This window comes from Pseudomonas sp. GD03903, assembly GCF_029840045.1.
In the GTDB taxonomy this organism is placed as follows: domain Bacteria; phylum Pseudomonadota; class Gammaproteobacteria; order Pseudomonadales; family Pseudomonadaceae; genus Pseudomonas; species Pseudomonas pseudonitroreducens.
In genome coordinates this window covers 107,815-130,488 of sequence record NZ_JAOCBT010000010.1, presented here as the reverse complement: position 1 = coordinate 130,488, position 22,674 = coordinate 107,815, and the positions used below count along the sequence as shown (strand labels likewise).

Annotated in this window: 16 protein-coding genes; 11 read left to right on the top strand and 5 right to left on the bottom strand. The window is 66.1% G+C overall.

What is annotated here, in order from left to right:
• The first annotated feature begins 16 nt into the window (after window positions 1-16).
• Genes N5C91_RS17840 through N5C91_RS17820 form a run of 5 tightly spaced genes read left to right on the top strand, consistent with a single transcriptional unit; the run spans window position 17 to window position 9,415 of the window.
• Complete coding sequence (locus tag N5C91_RS17840) at window positions 17-1,768, top strand: DUF2138 family protein (protein ID WP_279830928.1); 1,752 nt, start codon at window positions 17-19, stop codon at window positions 1,766-1,768.
• Entirely contained in the window at window positions 1,732-2,397 is a 666-nt protein-coding gene (locus N5C91_RS17835; protein WP_236200834.1) for a DUF1175 domain-containing protein, read from the top strand. The genes N5C91_RS17840 and N5C91_RS17835 overlap by 37 nt, the downstream gene beginning before the upstream one ends.
• A complete protein-coding gene (locus N5C91_RS17830) occupies window positions 2,394-6,947 on the top strand; it encodes an alpha-2-macroglobulin (protein ID WP_279830923.1) in 4,554 nt (1,517 codons plus the stop codon). Before N5C91_RS17835 ends, N5C91_RS17830 begins: the two co-directional genes overlap by 4 nt.
• Before the next feature lie 3 nt (window positions 6,948-6,950).
• Window positions 6,951-8,594: a DUF2300 domain-containing protein gene (locus N5C91_RS17825; protein WP_279830920.1), complete on the top strand. Its 1,644-nt coding sequence runs from the start codon at window positions 6,951-6,953 to the stop codon at window positions 8,592-8,594.
• A gap of 20 nt (window positions 8,595-8,614) precedes the next feature.
• Window positions 8,615-9,415 carry a DUF2135 domain-containing protein gene (locus N5C91_RS17820; RefSeq protein WP_279831047.1) on the top strand — a complete coding sequence of 267 codons (801 nt, stop codon included), beginning with the start codon at window positions 8,615-8,617 and terminating at the stop codon, window positions 9,413-9,415.
• A gap of 100 nt (window positions 9,416-9,515) precedes the next feature.
• Here N5C91_RS17820 and N5C91_RS17815 read toward each other — a convergent pair whose 3' ends face one another.
• From N5C91_RS17815 to gatC, 5 genes are read right to left on the bottom strand one after another with little or no spacing between them, the layout of a single operon-like run.
• A complete protein-coding gene (locus N5C91_RS17815) occupies window positions 9,516-9,857 on the bottom strand; it encodes a carboxymuconolactone decarboxylase family protein (RefSeq protein WP_054906694.1) in 342 nt (113 codons plus the stop codon).
• Window positions 9,858-9,916: 59 nt separating this feature from the next.
• The gene (locus N5C91_RS17810; protein WP_279830917.1) at window positions 9,917-10,300 is read right to left on the bottom strand and encodes a septal ring lytic transglycosylase RlpA family protein; all 384 of its coding nucleotides are present in this window, start codon (window positions 10,298-10,300) and stop codon (window positions 9,917-9,919) included.
• 54 nt (window positions 10,301-10,354) lie between these two features.
• Window positions 10,355-11,800, bottom strand: coding sequence for an Asp-tRNA(Asn)/Glu-tRNA(Gln) amidotransferase subunit GatB (gene gatB / locus N5C91_RS17805; RefSeq protein ID WP_236200831.1), 1,446 nt, complete (start codon window positions 11,798-11,800; stop codon window positions 10,355-10,357).
• A gap of 11 nt (window positions 11,801-11,811) precedes the next feature.
• On the bottom strand, window positions 11,812-13,266 hold the full coding sequence (gatA, locus tag N5C91_RS17800) for an Asp-tRNA(Asn)/Glu-tRNA(Gln) amidotransferase subunit GatA (protein ID WP_279830914.1): 1,455 nt from the start codon (window positions 13,264-13,266) through the stop codon (window positions 11,812-11,814).
• Between the two features lie 19 nt (window positions 13,267-13,285).
• Complete coding sequence (gatC, locus tag N5C91_RS17795; RefSeq protein ID WP_015475813.1) at window positions 13,286-13,573, bottom strand: Asp-tRNA(Asn)/Glu-tRNA(Gln) amidotransferase subunit GatC; 288 nt, start codon at window positions 13,571-13,573, stop codon at window positions 13,286-13,288.
• A 238-nt stretch (window positions 13,574-13,811) separates the two neighbouring features.
• On the opposite strand from gatC, the gene mreB reads away from it, so the two are divergent.
• The 6 genes from mreB (at window position 13,812) to N5C91_RS17765 (ending at window position 22,619) form a co-directional block, all read left to right on the top strand.
• Entirely contained in the window at window positions 13,812-14,849 is a 1,038-nt protein-coding gene (gene mreB / locus N5C91_RS17790) for a rod shape-determining protein MreB (RefSeq protein WP_017518164.1), read from the top strand.
• A gap of 93 nt (window positions 14,850-14,942) precedes the next feature.
• Window positions 14,943-16,004: a rod shape-determining protein MreC gene (mreC, locus tag N5C91_RS17785; protein WP_279831045.1), complete on the top strand. Its 1,062-nt coding sequence runs from the start codon at window positions 14,943-14,945 to the stop codon at window positions 16,002-16,004.
• On the top strand, window positions 16,004-16,492 hold the full coding sequence (gene mreD, locus N5C91_RS17780; RefSeq protein WP_024766558.1) for a rod shape-determining protein MreD: 489 nt from the start codon (window positions 16,004-16,006) through the stop codon (window positions 16,490-16,492). The genes mreC and mreD overlap by 1 nt, the downstream gene beginning before the upstream one ends.
• Before the next feature lie 60 nt (window positions 16,493-16,552).
• Window positions 16,553-17,137, top strand: a complete 585-nt coding sequence (locus N5C91_RS17775) for a Maf family protein (protein ID WP_279830911.1) — start codon at window positions 16,553-16,555, stop codon at window positions 17,135-17,137.
• A gap of 47 nt (window positions 17,138-17,184) precedes the next feature.
• Complete coding sequence (gene rng / locus N5C91_RS17770) at window positions 17,185-18,642, top strand: ribonuclease G (RefSeq protein WP_236174399.1); 1,458 nt, start codon at window positions 17,185-17,187, stop codon at window positions 18,640-18,642.
• Between the two features lie 158 nt (window positions 18,643-18,800).
• Window positions 18,801-22,619, top strand: a complete 3,819-nt coding sequence (locus N5C91_RS17765) for a YhdP family protein (protein ID WP_279830908.1) — start codon at window positions 18,801-18,803, stop codon at window positions 22,617-22,619.
• The last annotated feature ends 55 nt before the right edge of the window (window positions 22,620-22,674 follow it).

Sequence of the window (22,674 nt, the reverse complement as noted above, 5' to 3'; positions counted from 1 at the left end):
ACGGGACAAGCGATCCATGAGCGACATTACGCCCTCCAGCAGCCAAGACAGCTCCTCCACGCCGCCGGCCGCGCAGCCTTCGCGCCGTGGTCCGTTGATCGCCATCGGGGCGCTTGCCGCCGCGCTGGTCGCCGGCGGCCTGGCCCTGGCCTTCGGCCTGATTCCCGCCTTTCACTCGGCGCCGGTGGGTACCCTGGAGGCGCCGGAAAGTCCGGACCTGGTGCGTGACCTCAAGCGCCCGGACGCGCTGATCGAAAGTGCCTCCCTCAGCCAGTTGCCCAAGGCCGTGCTGGAAGTGCCGCTGCTGCGCGACGTGCTCACCGAGGACTTCGTCTTCTATTACGAGAACAATGCCGACCGCCTGGGCCTGACCGGCACCCTGCGCCGCATCGTCTACGAACACGACCTGAGCCTGAAGGACAGCGTGATCGAGGAACTGCTCGACCAGCCGGCCCAGGTTGCCCTGTGGCGTGGCGCCGACGGCCGCCTGCGCGACTTCATGGTAGTGCTCAAGCGCGGCGGTCTGGCCAAGGTCCTGGAACCGTTGGCCAAGGTCGTGGCGGATGACACCCAACTGAAGAAGGTCGCGGAAATCCAGGTGAAGGGCAGCGCCACGCCGGTCTACAGCCTGCGCTACGGCGCCGAGAAAACCCTGCTGTTCGTCTCCCGTGGCGATCAGATGCTGGTGCTGTCGAACCCGAAGATGCTCTTCCCCAATCCCGACTATGACAATCTGGGCGAGCCCGATGCCGCGGTCGTCAAGGACCTGGGCAGCGCGCTGGAAGGCGAGCCGCTGTTCGCCAAGGACTTCGCCCTGGAGCCACGCGGCGAACTGAAACAGCGCATTACCCTGGGTGCCGGTGTGCTTGCCATGGGTTACCAGCGGCTGATCCCGACCTTCGCCGGCGTGCGCTTCGAACAGGGCAAGGACGGTTGGCACAGCTATCTGGCGCTCAATGAAGTCGCCCGCCAGCCGGACCTGGACTTCGCGCCGGTCTGGCAGGCCATGCCCATGGGCGCCAGTGCCTGCGTCGCGCTACCGGTCACGCCGGGCCTGTACGACAGCATGCTGGTAAAGCTGGGCGCCGAGCAGAAGATGGCCGCGGCCTTCTCCGAGCACCTCTCCGGCGCCGCCGGCCTGTGCTGGTACCCGGACTCGCGCCTGCACTCGCCGCTGCTGGCGGTGAAGCTCGACGCACCCGCCAGCCCCGAGCTGGACGAGCAACTGGGCAAGCTGTTCGGCAGCATGATCGGTGCCTACGAGGCCAACGTGGAGGCGGGTGCCTTCGAGGTGGAAAGTCGTGCCGAGGGTGAAGGTCGCCTGTGGCAGCGCCAGGTCAGCTCGCGCTTCGGGCAGTACCCGGCCAGCGCGGCGGAGAATCCCGACCAGGTCAGCGGCAATGGCTTCTTCCGTGTCAGCCTGTTGCGCGATGGCAACACCCTGCTGTTCTCCATCGACGACAAGCTGCTCGACAAGGCGCGCAATACCCTGGCCAAGCGCTACCCGCCGCTGGCCGATGTGCTGCCCAAGGATGCCCTGGTGCCGGCCTACCTGGCGCCCAAGACGCTGTCCGAACTGCTCAAGCGCGAAACCCTCGACAGCCTGCCGCAGGACCTCGAACCGGTGTTCCGCAATGCCGCCGACACGCTGCTCCTGCCGCGCCTGAAGACCCTCGCCGGTAATGGTTCCTACGCCCTGACGCTGCCGGCCGGCAGCGAACCGAGCGGCGAATGGGAGTGGCTGCCGCTGGACTGGAAGGCGCTGTGATCCGCAAGCCTCTGACGCTGCTCGCAGGCTGGCTTGTCGCCACGCTGGCGCACGCGGCCGAGCCGGCGCTGGATGCGCAGCAGACCCAGGTGTTCCGCGCCTGGTTCGTGCGTATCGCCGAGGAGCAGCTGCGTCGCGGGCCGAACCCGCGCTGGTACCAGCAGGATTGCGCGGGGCTGGTGCGCTTCGCCGCCAATGAGGCGCTGAAGGTGCATGACGCCAAGTGGCTGCGTGCCAATGGCATGTCCAACCGCTACCTGCCGCCGGAGCTGGAGCTGTCCGACGCGCAGCGCAACCTTGCGCAAAGCTGGCAGCAGGGCGGCGGCAAGACCGGGCCCTACGTCAACGCGATCAAACTCATTCAATACAACAGCCAGCTCGTTGGCCGTGACCTCAACCAGGCGCGCCCGGGCGACCTGATGTTCTTCGACCAGGGCGATGACCAGCATCTGATGATCTGGATGGGCCGCGACATCGCTTATCACACCGGCACTCGTACGGCGACCGACAACGGCATGCGCTCGGTCAGCCTGCAACAACTCATGACATGGAAGGACACCCGATGGATACCCGACGAATCCAATCCCAACTTTATCGGCGTCTATCGCTTGTCCTTCCTGACCCGATGAGCGCGCTGCGCGGCATTGCCGCTGCCCTGGCGTGCGCCGGCCTGTTCGCCGCCGCGCCCGCAATCGTGCAGGCGGACGACGACGTCCCGGCGAGCAACTACACGCCCATGGCGGGGGAGTCGTTCTTCCTGCTGGCCGACTCGAGCTTCGCTTCCGACGAAGTGGCCAAGGTGCGCCTGGAAGCGCCGGGCCGCGATTACCGTCGCTACCGCATGGAGCCTTACGGCGGAGCGGACATCCGCGTCTACCGCATCGACCAGCCGCTGGATTTCCTCAAGCGCCAGAAGAACCTGCACCGCGTGCTGTCCGAAGGGCAGTTCAAGGGCGAGGGCCTGTCCAACACCCTGGCTTACCTGTGGGACAACTGGTACCGCAAGTCGCGTCGGGTGATGCAGCGGACCTTCTCCTACGAGTCGCGCCAGCAGGTCACCGAAGTGGTGCCCGAGCTGAAGATGGGCAATGCCATGCGCGCTCCGACGCCGTATGACGCGCAGCCGCAGTACGCGCCGATTCCCGGCCTGCCGATGGTCAGCCAGTTCCGCTACCCGCTGTGGGACGCCAAGCCGATCCAGCCGCCGAAGGAAGTGACCCTGGCCGGTTCTTCCAGCGAGTTCATCAACGTCGCGCCGGGCAACGTCTACGTGCCGCTGGGCAAGTTGAAACCCGGCCTGTATCTGGTCGAGGCGCTAGTCGGCAAATACCGCGCGACCACCGTGGTGTTCGTTTCCAACAGCGTCGCGGTGAGCAAGATCGCCGGCAACGAGCTGCTGGTGTGGACCGCGCGCAAGCATGAAGGCACCCCGGTGGGCGGCGCCAAGGTGCTGTGGACCGACGGCCTGGGCGTGATGAGCAGCGGCAGCAGCGACGCCGATGGCCTGCTGCGCCTGCAGCACGTCAGCCCGGAGCGCTCCTTCGTGATCGGCGAAGACGCGGAGGGCGGTGTCTTCGTCTCCGAGAACTTCTATTACGACAGCGAAATCTACGACACCAAGCTCTACGCCTTCACCGACCGGCCGCTGTACCGTCCGGGTGACTGGGTATCGCTGAAGATTGTCGGCCGCGAGTTCAAGAACTCCCGCGAATCGCAGGCGCCGCAAGCTGCCCCGCTGCGCCTGTCGGTGATCGACGCCGCCGGGACCACGCTGCAGACGCTGGATCTCAAATACGACGCCAAGAGCGGTACCAGCGGCCGCTTCCAGCTGCCGGCCAACGCCGTGGCCGGCGGCTATGAGCTGCGCTTCGATTACCGCGACCAGACCTACAGCAGCGCCTTCCGCGTTGCCGAGTACATCAAGCCGCATTTCGAGATTTCCCTCGACCTGGCCAAGCCGGACTTCAAGACCGGCGAGCCGGTGAAGGGCAACCTGATCCTGCTCTACCCGGACGGCAAGCCGGTGGCCAATGCGCGCCTGGAGCTGAGCCTGCGCGCCCAGCAGCTGTCCATGGTGGATAACGAACTGCAGTACCTCGGCCAGTTCCCGGTGGAGCTGTCCAGTGCGCAGATCACCACCGACGCCCAGGGCCGCGCCGCGCTGGACCTGCCGGCGGCGGAGAAGCCCAGCCGCTACATGCTCACCGTGTTCGCCAGCGATGGCGCCGCGTACCGCGTGAAGACCAGCAAGGAAATCCTCATCGAGCGCGGCGCCGCGCGCTACCGCGTGAGTGCGCCGCAGCGCTTCAGCGCCGCCGGCGACAAGGTCGAGTTCAGCTACGCCGCCGAACAGCAGACGCCGATCCAGCCGACCGCCTACCGCTGGTTGCGCCTGGAAGACCGCAGCAGCGGCGACGGCGCAGTGGCCGACGGCAAGTTCGCCATCACCTTCGACAAGCCCGGCACCTACAGTGTCGAGTTGCGCGACAAGGCCGGCCAACTGCTCGGCGGTACTGGCCACTCGGTCAGCGGCGACGGCGTGAAGGCCGTGCCGGGCACCGTGGAAATCGTTCTCGACAAGGCCGAGTACCAGGCCGGTGAAGAAGCGCTGGCGCTGATCACCTTCCCCGAGCCGGTGGACGATGCGCTGCTGTCGCTGGAGCGCGACAAGGTCGAGGCCACCGCGCTGCTGTCCAAGGGCGGCGACTGGTTGAAGCTGGAGAAGCTCAACCCCACCCAGTACCGCGCGCGCATTCCGGTGAAGGCCGAGTTCTCGCCGAACCTGACTTTCTCCGTGCTCTACACCCGCAGCGGCGACTACAGCTTCCAGAACGCCGGTATCAAGGTCGCGGTGCCACAGGTGGAAATCGCCGTCAGCACCGACAAGGAACGCTACGAGCCGGGTGAGACGGTCACCGTCAATCTCGACACCGCCTATGCCGGCAAGCCTGTTTCCAGCCACCTCACCGTGAGCGTGGTGGACGAGATGATCTATGCGCTGCAGCCGGAGATCGCGCCGGGCATCGACCAGTTCTTCTACCACCCGCGCCGCAATAACGTGCGCACCAGCGCCAGTCTGTCGTTCATTAGCTACGACGTCGCCTTGCCGGGCACGCCCAGCGCACCCGGCCGCGCCAACCGCAGCGAGCGTGGCGTGAAGGTGCTGGAGCGCCCGCGCCGCGAGGAAGTGGACACTGCCGCCTGGGAGCCTGAACTGGTCACCGATGCCAACGGCAAGGCGCAGTTCAAGTTCCGCATGCCGGATTCCCTGACCCGCTGGCGCATCACCGCCCGCGCCATGGATGACCAAGGCCAGGTCGGCCAGAAGAAGCAGTTCATCCGCTCGGAGAAACCGCTGTACCTGAAGTGGAGCGGGCCGAAACGCTTCCGCAGCGGCGATGCGCCGGACCTTGGTCTGTTCGTCTTCAACCAGGGCGAGCAGGACACCAAGGCTGAACTGCTGATCCGCGCCAACGGTGCGGAAAAGACCCAGGCGCTGGACCTCAAGCGTGGCGTCAACTACATCGCTCTGCCGCAACAGCCGCTCAGCGATGGCGACTGGAGCGTGGAACTGCGCCAGGATGGCCAGGTGCGTGACAGCCTTGGCGTGCACTTCAGCCTGGTGGCCGATAGCTGGCAGGTGCTGCAGTCCAAGCCGTTGCAGGTCAACGCGCAGAACACCCCGCTGCAGCTGCCGGCGGATGCCCGCGACGTCAGCCTGCGCCTGGATGACAGCGCCCAGGCCCTGCTGCGCGGCAACCTGGATTCGCTGCTGGACTATCCGTGGGGTGGTGTCGAGCAAACCGCCAGCCAACTGCTGCCGCTGAGCGTCGCCTACCCGATGCTGGCCAACGGCGAGCCACGAGTACGTGACCGCCTGCGCCTGATCATGCAGACCAGTCGCCTGCGCCTGGTGCAGATGGCTGGCCCGGATGCCTACTTCACCTGGTGGGGCGGCGAAGACAACGACGCCTTCCTCACTGCGTATGCCTATTACGCCGACTGGTATGCCAGCCGTGCGCTGGAAATCCAGCTGCCGCCTGACCACTGGCAGCGCGTGCTGGAGCTCTATTCCGCGCGTGCCAGCGCAACGCCGCTGCTACAGCGTGCGCTGATCCTGGCCTTCGCCCGCGACATGCAACTGCCGGTGCAGACCCTGGTCAGCGGCCTGCTCACCGACCTGGAAAACTCCGGCAATGGCGAGGCAGCGAAGTCGGTGAACGACTTCGACAGCGACGACAGCCTGGTCATGGGCCAGCCGGACTCCGAGCTGGGTCTGGCGGTGGCTCGCGTGCTGACCGCCAGCCTGGCCGAGCAGAACAAGGTCGCGCTGCCGCCAGGCTTCGCCAGGCAACTGGATGGCGCACGCCTGAAGCTGAACACCAGCGACCAGCCATTCGCTCGCGCCGTACAGCTCTATAGCGGAACCGTCGATGCCAACCGAGCTCGCGCGTTGCTGCAGAGCCTGGCGCCGCAGCAGTCCACCGTCGAACGCGCGCTGGCGCTGACCTGGATGCAGCGCGCAGTGGCGGATGCGCCGGCAGCTGACCTGCCCAAGCCGGTAGCGGACTGGAAAGAAGGCCGCAGCACCACCGGTGATGCCTTCTGGCAATGGCAGGGCAAGGAAGTGCCAGCGCAGCTGGACTTGAGCGCCGCGCCGTCGCGCCCGCTCAACGCCTCCGTGACCTTCCGCAGCGCCGAGGCGCCGACCAGCCAGCTACCAGTGACCATCAAGCGCCGTCTGTTGCGCCTGGTGCCGGGGGAAGACGCTTTCGCTTTCAGTGCGGAACCGCTGGGTGACAAGCCGCTGTCCAGCGACGAGCTGTATCTGGACGAAGTGACCCTCACCACCGAGCAGGCGCAAGCCTTGCGCTACGGCATGCTGGAAGTGCCGCTGCCGCCGGGCGCGGACGTTGAGCGCACCACCTGGGGCCTGCAGATCAGCGGCCTGGGTGGCGTCGAGGCGACCAGTCTGGAGCGCGCGCGCAACGAACCGGGCGACCTGTTCTACGGCGTGCCGGTGGATACCCTCGGCGGCGAGCTGCGCTTCCGTCATCTGGTGCGTTTCTCGCAGAAGGGCGAGTTCGTCCTGCCGCCGGCGCGCTACCAGCGCCTCTATGCGCCGCAGGAGCAGGCGCTGGAGCAGCAGCCGGCCCTGGCGAAGATCAAGGTCCGGTAACCCATGCGCGCGCGCCTTGCCGGGCTGATCCTGCTGTTGCCGCTGAGCGCCCTCGCGGCGCCCGGCTCGCAAGAGCAGGCGCAGCTGGCCTGGCGCACCGCGCAGGGGGATGAACTGCTGCGCCTCGGACAGCAGCAGGTACTCGATCGCCAGCCGCTACCGGTCGATCTGCAGGCGCCGCTGGGCAGCCTGTGGAAACTGTTCGTCTATGCCTGGCTGAACGACACCCATCAGCAGGAGCCGGCCTATCAGTGCCGAGGCGAGAGCAAGGAAGAAGTCTATTGCTGCGCGGCCGGGCAGAGCATCGAGCGCGACGCCGCGCTGGTGAAGTCCTGCGGCCTGTACTTCCAGCCGCAGCGCCTGGGGATCGACGGCGCGGACTGGCGGCAGTATTGGCAGGCGCGCCACGCACCGGGCTGGATCACCCAGTTGGACCAGTTGGCGCCGCAAACCGAAGTGCCGGTAGGCGAACTGCTCGATCAACTGCAACACCTGCCCGCTCAGGAGCAGGCGCAGAAAGTGCTGCTGGACGTCAGCCTCGCCGCCGATGAAGGCCGCGCTCCGGCTGCGTTGGGTGGGCGCCTGCGGGTGAAGACCTGGAGCTGGGATGAGCACGGCAAGCGCGAAGGCGGTTTCGCCGGTTGGCTGGTGGACGGTACGCCGCTCTGGGCGCGCGGACCAGGCACCAGCAAGACGGTGCTGGCGACGTACGGCAATGCCATCGGCGCGGCACTGCCGGCGCCCTGGCCGCGTGACCCGGGGCGCTGCGTTGAGGTCGGCCTGTTCAGCCGCTATCCGCTGAAAGAGGTCTACGATGCGCACAATCAACCTGCCGCCGAAGGCTTGCTGGCCGGTCGGCAGAATGTGTTGTTCGCCAATGGCGTGCGCCTCGACGTGAATAGCAGTGGTGATCTCTTTCTCGAGCGTGGTGCCAAGGGCCCGCGTCTGACGGCCCGTCTTTCCCGCGAGGAGTACGTCGCCCGCGTGCTGGACCGCGAAGCGTCGACTACGCCGGCAGAAGCAGCCAAGGCGCTGGCGGTGACCATTCGCACCTATCTTTTGCAGAACGGCGCACCGCGCGGCGACTGCCTGAGCATCGACGACAGCAGTCAGCGCCAACGCGTGGCACCGCGACCGGCCAGCGAGGCGGCGCGAGGTATCGCCGCCTGGACCGCCGATCTGGTATTGGCCGGCGGTACTGTCACTTATCACTCGGACGAGGCGGGGCAGTCGAGGCTCTCCTGGCGCGACGCCCAGGACCAGGCCGCCAAGGGCCTGCGCTACGACGCCATCCTCGCTCGCGTTTTTCCGCGCACCAGCCTGAGCCGCTGGAGCAACCCGAGCGCCGCCTGCCAACCCCTGCCGGAAGCCGAGCGCTGGTTGCAGGCGCAGCGGCGCAACTGGCGGCAGCGGCTGGAGGGTGAGGCGGGTTATGAAGAATTGCAGTCCTTCGCCGTTTGCCGGCTGAGCAGTGGCCGGCCTTACGTCGACCGCGAACGCCAGCGTATTTTCGTGCGTGGCCTGTATTCCCAGCAGGACCGCCTCGACCTCGCTCATGAATACCTGCACCTGGCTTTCCAGGCGCACCCCAATGGACAAGACGAGGGCTACGTGGAAAGCCTGGCCCGTCGCCTGATACTGGAATGATCAGCATGAAACTCGCCCACGTGCTCCGCCTGTCCCTGCTCGCCAGCCTGATTGCGCTGGGCGCGCAGGCCGCCGAATCGCCGATCAGCCTGGATACCCCGCTGGGCGGCTGGCGCGCGGGAGACGGCGACAAGGCCGACTTCCGCCAGACGGTGAACTACCCGGCGGCGTCGGTGAACTCGCGGGACGACCAGTCCGACACTGCACGCATCCGCGGTGAAATCCGTGGCCTGCCCAAGGACAGCAAGGAGCCGGCGCGCCTGGTGGTCAATGGCGTGGCGATGCCGATGCGGGTCGAAGGCGACGGCCGCTTCGACCGTCCATTCGCCTTTCCGGCAGGTTCCAACAGCGTCGAGGTGATCAGCCCGAACGGCCAGCAGCACAAGCGCGTGCAGTTCTACCACGGTGGTGGCGGCGGTGAAGTGGCGGCCAAGCTGCGGGTCTTGCTGTCCTGGGACTCGGACAACACCGACCTCGACCTGCACCTGGTGACGCCCGATGGCGGGCATGTCTGGTACGGCAACCGCTCGCTGCCCAACGGCGCGGCCCAGGACGTCGACGTGACCACCGGCTACGGCCCGGAAATCATCGCCAGCCCGACGCCGCTCAAGGGGCAATATCTGGTCTACGTGAACTACTACGGTGGTGGCTGGAGCTCGGACGAGAGCTCCGGCGACGTGAATGCGGCCAAGCCGCTGACCACGGCGCAGGTGACCATTGTCACGGAGGAGGGCACGGTGAACGAGAAGCAGGAGTCCTTCCTGATCCCGATGCGCCAGCCGGGCGAGCTGACCCTGGTGAAGCGGTTCAGTTATCCGTAACGGAAGCTGAATACCTCGTAGGAGCGGACTTTGTCCGCGATGGCATCCGGCGCGATGCGTACCTAACGCGGACGAAGTCCGCTCCTACCTAGAGGTCGAGTCAGGCCTTCTGGTCTGCCTGCCAGGCGTCGATCACTTCCTGCGCCGCGCGGAAGGCGTCAATGGCTGCCGGTACGCCGGCATACACCGCGCAATGCAGCAGCGCTTCGCGAATCTCTTCCACCGTGCAACCGTTGTTCAACGCGCCACGCACGTGGCCTTTGAGTTCCTGTGGGCATTTCAGCGCGGTCAGCGCGGCCAGGGTGATCAGGCTGCGGGTCTTGCGCGGCAGGCCTTCGCGGTTCCAGACGCCGCCCCAGGCGTGCTCGTTGACGAAGTCCTGCAGCGGCTGGGTGAACTCGGTGGCATTGCCCAGGGCGCGGTCGACGAAGACGTCACCCATCACTTCGCGGCGAACCTGCTCGCCGGCCTTGCGCTTGTCGTTGCTCACTTCTGACTCCTTCAGAGACCTTCCAGGCGCACCCGGGCGGTGCCGGAGCGCAGCATGTTGAGTTGCTCGGCGGCCGCTTTCGACACATCGATGATGCGCCCGCGGCCGAATGGCCCGCGGTCGTTGATGCGCACCACGACGCTGCGGCCGTTGTCGAGGTTGGTGACTTTCACCCGCGTACCGAAGGCGAGGGTGCGGTGTGCGGCGGTCAGGGCGTTCTGGTTGAAGCGTTCGCCACTGGCGGTGCGCTTGCCATGGTGGGCCTTGCCGTAATAGGACGCGGTGCCTTCGGCGCGGTAGCCGCGGCCGGAGACTTCCGCGTCGCTGTCATAAGTCGTGGTGCTACAGCCGGCCAGCAGGGCCAGGCAGCCGACGAGGGCCATGGGTCGCAGCATCGAACCTCCGGACGAAAAAACGCCGGGCAAGCCCGGCGTCGTTGAAGTGTGGGCTCAGGCTTCGAGCTTCTTCTTCAGCAGTTCGTTCACTTGCGCCGGGTTGGCCTTGCCCTTGGCCGCTTTCATGGCCTGGCCGACGAAGAAGCCGAACATCTTGCCGCGCTTGGCTTCGTCGCTGGCGCGGTACTGTTCGACCTGCTCGGCGTTGGCCGCCAGCACATCGTCCAGCAGCTTCTCGACGGCACCGCTGTCGGTGTTCTGCACCAGGTCCTTGGCCTTGATGATCTCGTCCGGCGAGCCTTCGCCCTCGGCCATGGCGGCGAATACGGTCTTCGCGGCCTTGCCGTTGATGGTGCCGTCCTTCAGGCGCAGGATCATCTGGCCCAGGTGCTCGGCGGAAACCGGCGACTGCTCGATCTCCAGGCCGTCCTTGTTGAGCAGGCTGGAGAGTTCGCCCATCACCCAGTTGGCGGCCAGCTTGGCGTCGCCGCAGATGGTCTGGACCTGTTCGAAGTAGTCGGCCATCTCGCGGCTGGCGGACAGCACGCTGGCGTCATAGGCGGACAGGCCGTACTGGCTTTCGAAACGCTCGCGCTTCTGGTCCGGCAATTCAGGCAACTGGCCGCGCAGGTCGTCGAGGAAGGCGCGCTCGATCACTACCGGCAGCAGGTCCGGGCAGGGGAAGTAACGGTAGTCGTTGGCTTCTTCCTTGCTGCGCATGGAGCGCGTTTCGTCCTTGTTCGGGTCGTACAGGCGGGTTTCCTGCACGACCTTGCCGCCGTCCTCGATCAGCTCGATCTGGCGCTGCACTTCGTGGTTGATCGCCTTCTCGATGAAGCGGAAGGAGTTCACGTTCTTGATCTCGGCACGGGTGCCGAACTCGGCCTGGCCCTTCGGCCGTACCGAGACGTTGCAGTCGCAACGCAGCGAGCCTTCGGCCATGTTGCCGTCGCAGATGCCCAGGTAGCGCACCAGCGCGTGGATCGCCTTGACGTAAGCCACGGCCTCCTTGGCACTGCGGATGTCCGGCTCGGAGACGATCTCCAGCAGCGGCGTACCGGCGCGGTTCAGGTCGATGCCGCTCATGCCGTGGAAGTCTTCGTGCAGGCTCTTGCCGGCGTCCTCTTCCAGGTGTGCGCGGGTGATGCCGACGCGCTTGACGGTGCCGTCTTCCAGGGTGATGTCCAGGTGGCCCTTGCCGACGATGGGATGATCCATCTGGCTGGTCTGGTAGCCCTTGGGCAGGTCCGGGTAGAAGTAGTTCTTCCGGGCGAAGACGTTGCGTTCGGCGATCTCGGCGTTGATCGCCAGGCCGAACTGACAGGCCATGCGCACGGCCTCCTGGTTCAGCACCGGCAGGGTGCCGGGCATCGCCAGGTCGATCAGGCTGGCCTGGGTGTTCGGGGCGGCGCCGAAGGTGGTGGCGCTACCGGAGAAGATCTTCGATTGGGTGGAGAGCTGTGCGTGGATTTCCAGCCCGATCACGGTTTCCCATTGCATGTGTGTCGTCCTCAGAATCCAGCCGGTGCTTGTTTGTGCCAGTCGGTCGCCAGTTGGTACTGGTGCGCGACGTTGAGCAGGCGGCCTTCCTGGAAGTACGGCGCGAGCAGTTGGACACCCACCGGCAGGCCGTCGACGAAGCCGGCGGGCATGGACAGGCCCGGAATGCCAGCGAGGTTGGCGGTGATGGTGTAGATGTCTTCCAGGTACTGGGCGACCGGGTCGTTGTTCTTCTCGCCCAGTTTCCAGGCCGGGTTGGGCGTGGTCGGGCCGAGGATGACGTCGACTTCGGCGAAGGCGCTGGTGAAATCGTTCTTGATCAGGCGGCGAATTTTCTGAGCTTTCAGGTAATACGCGTCGTAGTAACCAGCGGAAAGCGCGTAGGTGCCGACCATGATGCGGTTCTTCACTTCAGCGCCGAAGCCTTCGGCGCGAGAGCGCTTGTACAGGTCCTGCAGGTCCTTCGGGTCCTCGCAGCGGTAGCCGTAGCGCACGCCGTCGAAGCGCGACAGGTTGGAGCTGGCTTCTGCGGGCGCGATCACATAATAGGCAGGGATCGCGTGCTGCATGTTCGGCAGGGAAATCTCCTTGACCACTGCGCCGAGCTGCTTGAGCTGCTCGACTACCTTCATCACCGCGTCGGCGATGCGGCTGTCGAGGCCGGCGCCAAAGTACTCTTTTGGCAGGCCGATGCGCAGGCCGGTCAGCGGCTTGGCCAGGGCAGCCAGGTAGTCATCGACCGGCTGGTCGACGCAGGTGGAGTCCTTCGGATCGAAGCCGGCCATGGCGCCGAGCATCAGTGCGCAGTCCTCGGCGGTGCGGGCCAGCGGGCCGCCCTGATCGAGGCTGGAGGCGTAGGCAATCATGCCCCAGCGCGAGACGCGGCCGTAGGTCGGCTTGATGCCGGTGAGGTTGGTCAGCGCGGCCGGCTGGCGGATCGAACCGCCGGTGTCGGTGCCGGTGGCGGCCGGAATCAGGCGTGCGGCCACGGCGGCGGCGGAACCGCCGGAAGAGCCGCCCGGTACACGGGTGGTGTCCCAGGGGTTCTTCACCGCGCCGTAGTGGCTGGATTCGTTGGCCGAGCCCATGGCGAACTCGTCCATGTTCAGCTTGCCCAGGCTCACGGCGCCGGCGTCGGCCAGGCGCTCGACGACGGTGGCGTCGTACGGCGAGACGAAGGCGTCGAGGATCTTCGAGCCGCAGCTGGTGCGCACGCCCTGGGTGCAGAACAGGTCCTTGTGGGCGATCGGCGCGCCGAGCAGGGCACTGTTCTCACCTTTGGCGCGCCGCTCGTCGGCGGCCTTGGCCTGGGCCAGGGCGCTTTCTTCGGTGACGGTGATGAAACTGTTCAGCTGCGGGTCGAGCTGCTGGATGCGCGCGAGCAGGGCAGTGGCCAGTTCCTGGGCGGAGAATTGCTTGTCGGCGAGTCCGCGGGCGACTTCGGCGAGGGTCAATTGATGCAGCATATGTCCGTGTCCTTCTCGCTTACTCGATGACTTTCGGGACGAGGTAGAGGCCGTCTTCCACGGCCGGCGCGATGGCCTGGTAGGCTTCGCGGCGGTTCTCCTCGGTGACTGCGTCGGCACGCAGGCGCTGCGTGGCTTCCAGCGGGTGGGCCAGGGGCTCCACGCCGTCGGTGTCGACTGCCTGCATGGCGTCGATCAGGCCGAGGATATTGTTCAGGGTGTCGGTGGTACGCGAAATGTCGGCTTCCTCCAGGCCCAGGCGGGCGAGGTGGGCGATCTTTTCCACGTCGGAGCGTTCAAGCGCCATCGGGATCTCCAGCTAGAGCGGCCCGGTTCGAACTGGACCTGGCCGGAAGGAATGAGGGGGCGGGGAACAGAACCCGCGGCAGACGGTCGAAGGCCGCTGGGAAGGGCCTGCAGGCCCGAAAAACGAGGAATCTAGCATAAATTGCCGCCTTGCCCAAAACCCCCGTCATTGTTAGAGTTTGCCGCACTTTTTTACCCGCGCACTTTTCACCCACGCGCCACCAATGGGTTTCTTTCCAATGTTCAAAAAACTGCGTGGCATGTTCTCCAGTGATCTGTCGATCGACCTGGGCACTGCCAATACCCTTATTTATGTGCGCGAACGCGGCATCGTCCTGAACGAACCGTCCGTGGTCGCCATCCGTAGCCATGGCAGCCAGAAAAGCGTGGTCGCCGTTGGTACCGAAGCCAAACGCATGCTCGGTCGTACTCCGGGCAACATTGCCGCCATTCGTCCGATGAAGGACGGCGTGATCGCCGACTTCAGCGTCTGCGAGAAGATGCTGCAGTACTTCATCAACAAGGTTCACGAGAACAGCTTCCTGCAGCCCAGCCCTCGCGTGCTGATCTGCGTGCCGTGCAAGTCCACCCAGGTGGAACGCCGCGCCATTCGTGAGTCGGCCCTGGGCGCTGGCGCCCGCGAGGTGTACCTGATCGAAGAACCGATGGCCGCGGCCATCGGCGCCGGCCTGCCGGTGGAAGAGGCTCGTGGTTCCATGGTCGTCGATATCGGCGGCGGCACCACCGAGATCGCCCTGATCTCCCTCAATGGCGTGGTCTACGCCGAATCCGTCCGCGTCGGCGGCGACCGCTTCGACGAAGCCATCGTTACCTACGTGCGCCGCAACTACGGCAGCCTGATCGGCGAATCCACCGCCGAGCGCATCAAGCAGGAAATCGGCACCGCCTTCCCGGGCGGCGAAGTCCGCGAGGTGGACGTTCGTGGCCGCAACCTGGCCGAGGGCGTACCGCGCAGCTTCACGCTGAACTCCAACGAAGTCCTCGAGGCGCTGCAGGAGTCCCTGGCGACCATCGTCCAGGCGGTCAAGAGCGCCCTGGAACAGTCCCCGCCGGAACTGGCTTCGGACATCGCCGAGCGCGGCCTGGTGCTGACCGGTGGTGGCGCACTGCTGCGCGACCTGGACAAGCTGCTGGCCCAGGAAACCGGCCTGCCGGTAATCGTCGCCGAGGACCCGCTGACCTGCGTGGCTCGTGGCGGCGGCAAGGCGCTGGAAATGATGGACCGTCATTCGATGGACCTGCTTTCCACCGAATAAGGTAGGAAAGCTCTGTAAAGGTCGGTTGACGTTTCGCCCATGCTGGTGAAACTTCAACCGACTTCGCACAGCTAGGAGCCGGTCATCAAACCGATATTCTCCAAAGGGCCCTCGCTGGGCGCGCGCCTGCTGGTGCTCGCCGTCCTGTCGGTCGCCTTGATGGTGGTCGACGCCCGCTTTGATTACCTGAAACCGGTACGCAGCCAGATGGGCCTCGTGCTGAGCCCCTTCTATGGCATCGCCGATATCCCCGTACGTGCCTGGGAAGGTGTGCGAGACCAGTTCACCAGCCGCAGCGAGCTGCTGGCCGAGAACGAGCGCCTGAAGGCCGAGCAGCTGCTGATGCAGCGCCGTCTGCAGAAACTGGCCACCCTGACCGAACAGAACGTACGCCTGCGCGAGCTGCTCAATTCCTCCGCCCTGGTCGACGACAAGGTGCTGGTCGGCGAGTTGATCGGCGTCGACCCGAACCCCTTCACCCAGCGCATCCTGATCGACAAGGGCGAGAAGGATGGCGTGTTCCAGGGGCAGCCAGTGCTCGACGCCAGCGGCCTGATGGGCCAGGTGGTCGAGGTCATGCCCTACACCGCACGCGTGCTGCTGCTGACCGATACCACCCATAGCATTCCGGTGCAGGTGAACCGCAATGGCCTGCGCGCCATTGCCGTGGGCACCGGCAACCCGGAACGCCTGGAACTGCGCTACGTCGCCGATACCGCCGACATCAAGGAAGGCGACCTGCTGGTCAGCTCCGGCCTGGGCCAGCGCTTCCCGGCAGGCTACCCGGTGGCGGTGGTGAAGGAAGTGCTGCATGACACGGGCGGGCCATTCGCCACCATTCGCGCCGTGCCGACCGCCAAGATGAACCGCAGCCGTTACGTGCTGCTGGTGTTCAGCGACAGTCGCACCCCCGAGCAGCGCGCCACCGATGCCGCCGAAGCTCAGGCCGAGGCCGATCGCAAGGCCGCCGAGGCCGGTGTGCCGGCGCAGCCTGCACCCGGCGCTGCGGCCGCCCAGCCGCATGATGGCGCGCAGCCCGCAGCCCCGGCAGCTCCCGCTGCGCAGCCAGCTCATCCGGCCGCTACCAATGGTGCGACGCCAGCCGCGCCTGCCGGTGCCCCGGCATCGCACCCGGATGCAAGGATCCGTCACTGATGGCGGGTCAGGGCTCGAACAATGGCTGGGCCATCTGGCTCACCCTGCTCCTGGCGCTGCTGCTGTCGGTGGCGCCCATGCCCAGCTTCATGGAGATCGGCCGCCCGCTGTGGCTGGCGATGTTCCTCACCTACTGGGTGCTCTACCTGCCGCACAAGGTCGGCATGCTGACTGCCTGGGTGCTGGGTGTCGCCGAAGACGTGCTCTACGGCAGCCTGCTGGGGCAGAACGCCCTGATCCTGAGCCTGATTATCTGTCTGGTGCTGTCGCTGCACCAGCGCTTGCGCATGTTCCCCATCTGGCAGCAATGCCTGGTGTTGCTGGTGGTCTTCGGTCTCGCCCAACTGGTCCAGCTGTGGATCAGTGCGCTGACCGGCAACCGCCCGCCGACCCTGGTGTTCCTCCTGCCGGCACTGGTCAGCGCCTTGCTCTGGCCCTGGGTCTACACATTGCTGCGGGCCCTGCGGCTGCGCCTGAACATCAACTGATCGCCCCCTTGCGGGGGAATCGCCGGGCCCGCGTTGCGCAGGCCCGCTTCGGAGTCCCTGATGGCCCAGCTGTACCTCGCCTCCAGCTCGCCGCGTCGCCGCGAGCTGCTCACCCAGATCGGCCTGCCATTCCACATAGTGCCCGCATCCATCGATGAAACGCCGGAGGCCGGCGAGTTGGCGTACGCCTATGTCGAGCGCCTCGCGCGCAGCAAGGCGCTGGCCGGGCTGAACTTTCTCGCCCAGCGCGCCGATGTCTGCGTGCTCGGCGCCGATACTGCCGTGGTGCTCGACGGGCGCATCCTTGGCAAGCCGGTCGATCGCGACGACGCCCTGGCCATGCTGCAGGCCCTTTCCGGCCGCGAGCACGAGGTACTGACCGCCGTGGCGGTAGCTGACCGGGATCGCTGCGAAGCGCGCGTAGTCAGCAGCCGTGTGACCTTCCGCGCGGTATCCGCCGAGGAAGCCGAGCGCTACTGGGAAACCGGCGAGCCGCAGGACAAGGCAGGTGGCTATGCTATCCAGGGGCTCGCCGCGGTCTTCGTCAGTCGCGTCGAGGGCAGCTACAGCGCCGTGGTCGGCCTGCCCCTGTGCGAAACCTCGGCATTGCTGGCTGACTTCTCCATCCCCAGCTGGCAGTCTTGATCACGAAGTAGCGCTGGCATCACTCCGGGCGCGATAAGGAAGGGCGCATGAGCGAAGAAATCCTGATCAATATCACGCCGATGGAATCGCGCGTGGCGGTGGTGGAGAACGGCGTCCTGCAGGAGGTCCACGTCGAGCGCACGCTGCGCCGCGGGATTGTCGGCAATATCTACAAGGGCAAGGTCGTACGCGTGCTGCCAGGCATGCAGGCGGCCTTCGTCGACGTCGGCCTGGAGCGCGCAGCCTTCATCCACGCCGCGGAGATTTCCACCCGCGAGGGCAGTGCGGTGGAGAGCATCGGGGCGCTGGTCCACGAAGGGCAGAGCCTGGTGGTGCAGGTCACCAAGGATCCCATCGGCACCAAGGGCGCACGGCTGACCACGCACCTGTCGATTCCCTCCCGCTACCTGGTCTACATGCCGCGCACCAGCCATGTCGGCATCTCTCTGAAGATCGAGGACGAACACGAGCGCGAGCGCCTCAAGCAGGTGGTCGCCAAGTGCGTCGAGGCCGAGGGTATCGTCGAGCGCGGCGGGTTCATCCTGCGCACCGCCGCCGAAGGCGCCGGCGAGGATGAGATCCTCGCCGATATCCGCTACCTGCGCCGCCTCTGGGACCAGATCGACGCGCAGATCCAGACCGTCGGCGCGCCGACGATGATCTACGAAGACCTTTCCCTGGCCCTGCGCACCCTGCGCGACCTGGTGAACCCGCGCATCGAGAAGATCCGCGTCGACTCCCGGGAGAACTTCCAGAAGATCACACAGTTCGTCGAAGAGCTGATGCCGGAAATCGCCGACCGCCTGGAACACTACCCGGGCGAGCGGCCGATCTTCGACCTCTACGGGGTCGAGGACGAAGTACAGAAGGCGCTGGAGCGCAAGGTGCTGCTCAAGTCCGGTGGCTACCTGATCATCGACCCCACCGAGGCGATGACCACCATCGACGTCAACACCGGCGCCTTCGTCGGCCACCGCAACCTCGAAGAGACCATCTTCAAGACCAATCTCGAGGCGGCCACGGCCATCGCCCGCCAGCTGCGCCTGCGCAACCTGGGCGGGATCATCATCATCGACTTCATCGACATGGAAGACGAGGAGCACCGCCGCCAGGTCCTGCGGACCCTGGAGAAGCAGCTCGAACGTGACCATGCCAAGACCAACATCATCGGCATAACCGAGCTGGGCCTGGTGCAGATGACCCGCAAGCGCACCCGCGAAAGCCTGGTGCAGGTGCTCTGCGAGCCCTGCCCGAGCTGCCAGGGGCGCGGCATGCTGAAGACTGCCGAGACCATCTGCTACGAGATTTTCCGCGAGATACTCCGGGAAGCGCGCGCCTATCAGGCCGACTCCTACCTGGTGCTGGCCAACCAGAAGGTGGTGGATCGACTGCTCGACGAGGAGTCGGGTAACGTGGCGGACCTGGAGCTGTTCATCGGTCGCCCCATCAAGTTCCAGGTCGAGGCCATGTATTCCCAGGAGCAGTACGACGTGGTCCTGCTTTGAGCGGCGGATCGCACAACCTGGGATTCCGGCAGGAGGCCGCCGTGCAATGGGGTTTTTTGGAGCTTTGCCTGACGCACACTGTCAGACCAGGTTCGACCTTGCATGGCTGGGAGGCCGCTCGATGACTCTTCGCTTCACTTCACAGGCAGCCGGCTGACATGGAACGCGCCGGGCGCCTGTTCGCCACCTCCCTGCGCATCGTCCTCGGCCTTCTGGCGCTGGGGCTGGTGCTGCTCGCACTGTACGTCAGCCTCGGTCGGCAACTGGTGCCGCTGGTGGCGGAGTATCGCGACGACCTGGCGCAGAAGGCCAGCGAGCAACTGGGCCTGCCGGTAGCCATCGGTGCGCTGGAGGGGCATTGGCATGCCTTCAGCCCGATCATCGTGGTGCGCGACATCCAGTTGGGTGAAGGCAATGATTCGCTGCGCCTGGAGCGCGTGCGCCTGACACCGGACATCATCGGCAGCGTGATGGCGCGCCAGCCGCGCGTCGACAGCCTGGAGCTGGAAGGCCTGCACCTGACCCTGCGCGAGGACGAGGACGGCAAGTGGCATGCCGACGGTCTGCCCAGTCGGGGGGGCGATACCGATCCGCGCAAGCTCATCGATCTGCTGCTGACTCCCCGGCGCCTGTCGCTGATGGATAGCCAACTGACGGTACTGCCGCAGCAGGCCAACCCGCTGTCGCTGACTTATGTCGGCATGACTCTGCGCAGCGGCAGCCGCCAGCGCCTGGAAGCGCGCCTGAGCCTGCCTGGTGGTGAGCCAGTGGCGGCGCGCCTGGAAACCCGCTTGAACCGTGATGACTGGGCGAAGAGTTCGGCCCAGCTGTACCTGAGCCTGCCGCAGGCCGACTGGGCCAAGTGGCTGCCCGAGCGCCTCACTGGCGCCTGGAAGCTGTCCCAGGCCAAAGCTGGCGGCGAGTTGTGGGCGACCATTGAAAAGGGCGTACCGACCGCCGCCGTGGCGCGCCTGAACGCGCCGCAGATCACTGCGGCGCTGGGCGAGCGCAAGCCGGTGAGCCTGAGCGACCTGGGCGTCAGCCTGTTCTTCCAGCGCAATGGCGACGATCTGGATGTGCGCGTCGCCGATCTTGCAGCGAACCTCGGTGATACCCGCTGGGGCGAGGTGGAACTCGAACTGACTCGCCGGATGAAGGGTGAAGAGCACTGGCAGTTGCGCGCCGACCGCCTCGACCTGACTCCGCTGGGGCCGACCATCAGCGCGCTGGCCCCCCTGCCGGACAAGGCCATCGAGTGGCTTGATGGCCTGAAACCACACGGCGTGCTGCACAACGTCAACTTCGATTACTGGCCGCAGCGCGAGGGCGCCGAGCGCGTCGCCTACGCCACCAACCTGGAGAAGGTCGGGGTCAGCGCCTTCCACGACGTACCCGCCGTGGCCAACGTCGACGGCACCTTCAGCGGCAACCTCGGCGGCGGCACGCTGGACGCCAACGCCCAGGACTTCATGCTGCACCTGGCCACGCTGTTTCCCGAGCCCTGGCACTACCGCACCGCGCGCACGCGGATGTTCTTCCAGCTCAACGACGAGGCCTTCACGCTCGGCAGCCACCTGATGCAGGTGGAGGGCGATGAGGGAACCATCGCCGGCGACATCCTGATTCGCCTGATGCGCGATCCGGCGCAGGAAGACTACATGGACCTGCGCGTGGGCATGAGCAATGGCGATGCGCGCTACACCGGTAAATACCTGCCTACCGTCATCCCGCAGATGAGCAAGGATCTGGCTGCCTGGCTCAAGGGCTCGATCAAGAGCGGGCGCATCGAGCAGGGCTATTTCCTCTGGCAAGGTTCGCTGCAGAAGGGCTCGGCGCCGGAAGCCCATGCCATGACCCTGTACTTCAAGGTGCATGACGGCGTGCTCGATTACCAGCCGGGCTGGCCGGGCCTGAGCAAGGCTGAGGGCGAGGTGCGCGTCGAGGACACCGGGGTCAGCATCAACGCCACCCGCGGGCAGATCCTCAACAGCCAGGTGCGCGATGTGCTGGTGGAGATTCCTCACTCGAATCCGGGCGAAGTGTCCCATCTGCACGTGAATGGCGACATCGACAGCAACCTCGTCGATGGCCTGAAGATTCTCCAGGACTCGCCGATCGGTGCGACGCACACCTTCGCCGGCTGGGAAGGCAAGGGCGACCTCAACGGCCACCTCAACCTCGACATTCCCCTGGCCAAAGGCGAGGCGAGCAAGGCGCGGGTGATAGTCGATTTCGACACCGACAAGGCACAGCTGAAGATCGCCAAGCCCGAGCTGAACCTCGAACAGGTGAAGGGCAAGTTCCGCTACGACACCGACAGCGGTCTGAGCGGGCAGAACGTCTCCGCTCAGGTGCTCGGTAGCCGTATCACCGGCAACATTCGCGCCGAAGGCCGCAATGGCGCTCCGCGCACGCGGGTGCTGGTGGGGGGCCAGGTGGCGGTGAAGACCCTGCTCGACTGGGGCAAGGTGCAGAAACAGTTGCCGGTGGACGGCCGCGTGCCGTTCCAGCTCAACCTGCTGCTCGACGGCAAGGACAGCCAGTTGCAGGTCGCCTCGAACCTGCAGGGCGTTACCATCGACCTGCCGGCGCCGCTGGGCAAGGCCGCGCAGGAAACCCGCGAGAGCGAATGGCGCATGACCCTCGAGGGCGCCGAGCGCCGCTACTGGGCAACCTACGGCGATCGCGCCAGCCTGGCCTATGCGGCTCCGGCAGAGCAGCCGCTGGCCGGCCGTGGCGTGTTGCGCCTGGGTGGCGACCCGGCCGTGCTGCCCAACTGGAATGGCGTACAGGTGCGCGGCAAGATCGACGAAGTCGACGCCGACGCCTGGATGGCGGTGGCGAAGAAATACTCCAATACCGGGGTGGAAGGCGCCGCTGGCCTGTTGCGCGGCGCTGATCTGCAGATCGGCCGCTTCAAGGGCTTTGGCCAGACCCTGGAAAACCTCACGCTGGATGTGGCGCGTGTCGACAGCAGCTGGCAGGTCGGGCTGGTCAGCTCGCTGGTCTCCGGCAAGGTCACCTTGCCCGACAGCAAGGTGAAGCCGATCCAGATCGCCCTGGACCGCCTCGACCTGCCCAAGGGCGAGGCCATCGATTCCGCGAAGGCGGTCGAGCAGCCTGACCCGCTGGCGAAGGTCGATCCGCGTAGCCTGCCACCGATGGACGTGTCTATCCGCCAGGTCCTCAAGGCCGGCAAGCCGGTCGGTGCCTGGAGCTTCAACCTGCGCCCGACGCCCACCGGTGTTGGCTTCAACAACGTGAACCTGGACCTGCGCGGCCTGTCGGTGAAGGGCAACCTGCGCTGGGATGGACTGGAAGCGAGCGCGCGCAGCACCTTCCAGGGCAAGCTGGAGGGCAAGAACCTGGGCGACGTGCTCAAGGCCTGGGACTTCGCACCCAGCGTGACCAGCGAGCGCTTCAGCGTGGACATCAACGGCAACTGGCCGGGGTCACCGGCGGCGCTGAACCTGCGGCGTTTCGGCGGTACCCTGGACGCCAGCCTGCGCAAGGGCCAGTTCGTCGAAGTGGAGGGCGGCGCCAATGCCCTGCGGGTGTTCGGCCTGCTCAACTTCAATGCCATCAACCGCCGCCTGCGCCTGGACTTCTCCGACCTCCTGGGCAAGGGGCTGAGCTACGACCGGGTCAAGGGCGTGCTTACCGCCACCGACGGCGTCTACTTCACCCGCGAACCGCTGCGCCTGGATGGACCGTCGAGCAACCTGGAGCTCAACGGCACCCTGGATATGGCCCACGACGAGATCGACGCCAAGCTGCTGGTGACCCTGCCGGTGACCAACAACCTGCCACTCGCCGCGCTGATTGTCGGCGCTCCCGCCATCGGCGGTGCGCTGTTCGTGGTGGACAAGCTGCTGGGTGACAAGGTCGCGCGCTTTGCCAGCGTGCAGTACAGCGTGAAGGGACAATGGCAGAGCCCGACCATCAGCTTCGAGAAACCCTTCGAAAAACCTCACTGAACCGGCGGCCAAGCACAATGCCCGGGCATCGGTTAGCATGAAACCCAGGTAATCC

Bases quoted from the DNA above. Each gene is read 5' to 3' on its own strand.
- N5C91_RS17830 (WP_279830923.1), top strand. From the start codon at position 2,394: ATGAGCGCGCTGCGCGGCATTGCCGCTGCCCTGGCGTGCGCCGGCCTG.
- N5C91_RS17810 (WP_279830917.1), bottom strand. From the start codon at position 10,300: ATGCTGCGACCCATGGCCCTCGTCGGCTGCCTGGCCCTGCTGGCCGGC.
- gatB (WP_236200831.1), bottom strand. From the start codon at position 11,800: ATGCAATGGGAAACCGTGATCGGGCTGGAAATCCACGCACAGCTCTCC.
- gatC (WP_015475813.1), bottom strand. From the start codon at position 13,573: ATGGCGCTTGAACGCTCCGACGTGGAAAAGATCGCCCACCTCGCCCGC.
- N5C91_RS17835 (WP_236200834.1), top strand. From the start codon at position 1,732: ATGGGAGTGGCTGCCGCTGGACTGGAAGGCGCTGTGATCCGCAAGCCT.
- N5C91_RS17825 (WP_279830920.1), top strand. From the start codon at position 6,951: ATGCGCGCGCGCCTTGCCGGGCTGATCCTGCTGTTGCCGCTGAGCGCC.
- gatA (WP_279830914.1), bottom strand. From the start codon at position 13,266: ATGCTGCATCAATTGACCCTCGCCGAAGTCGCCCGCGGACTCGCCGAC.
- mreB (WP_017518164.1), top strand. From the start codon at position 13,812: ATGTTCAAAAAACTGCGTGGCATGTTCTCCAGTGATCTGTCGATCGAC.
- N5C91_RS17765 (WP_279830908.1), top strand. From the start codon at position 18,801: ATGGAACGCGCCGGGCGCCTGTTCGCCACCTCCCTGCGCATCGTCCTC.
- mreD (WP_024766558.1), top strand. From the start codon at position 16,004: ATGGCGGGTCAGGGCTCGAACAATGGCTGGGCCATCTGGCTCACCCTG.
- N5C91_RS17775 (WP_279830911.1), top strand. From the start codon at position 16,553: ATGGCCCAGCTGTACCTCGCCTCCAGCTCGCCGCGTCGCCGCGAGCTG.
- N5C91_RS17815 (WP_054906694.1), bottom strand. From the start codon at position 9,857: ATGGGTGACGTCTTCGTCGACCGCGCCCTGGGCAATGCCACCGAGTTC.
- rng (WP_236174399.1), top strand. From the start codon at position 17,185: ATGAGCGAAGAAATCCTGATCAATATCACGCCGATGGAATCGCGCGTG.
- N5C91_RS17840 (WP_279830928.1), top strand. From the start codon at position 17: ATGAGCGACATTACGCCCTCCAGCAGCCAAGACAGCTCCTCCACGCCG.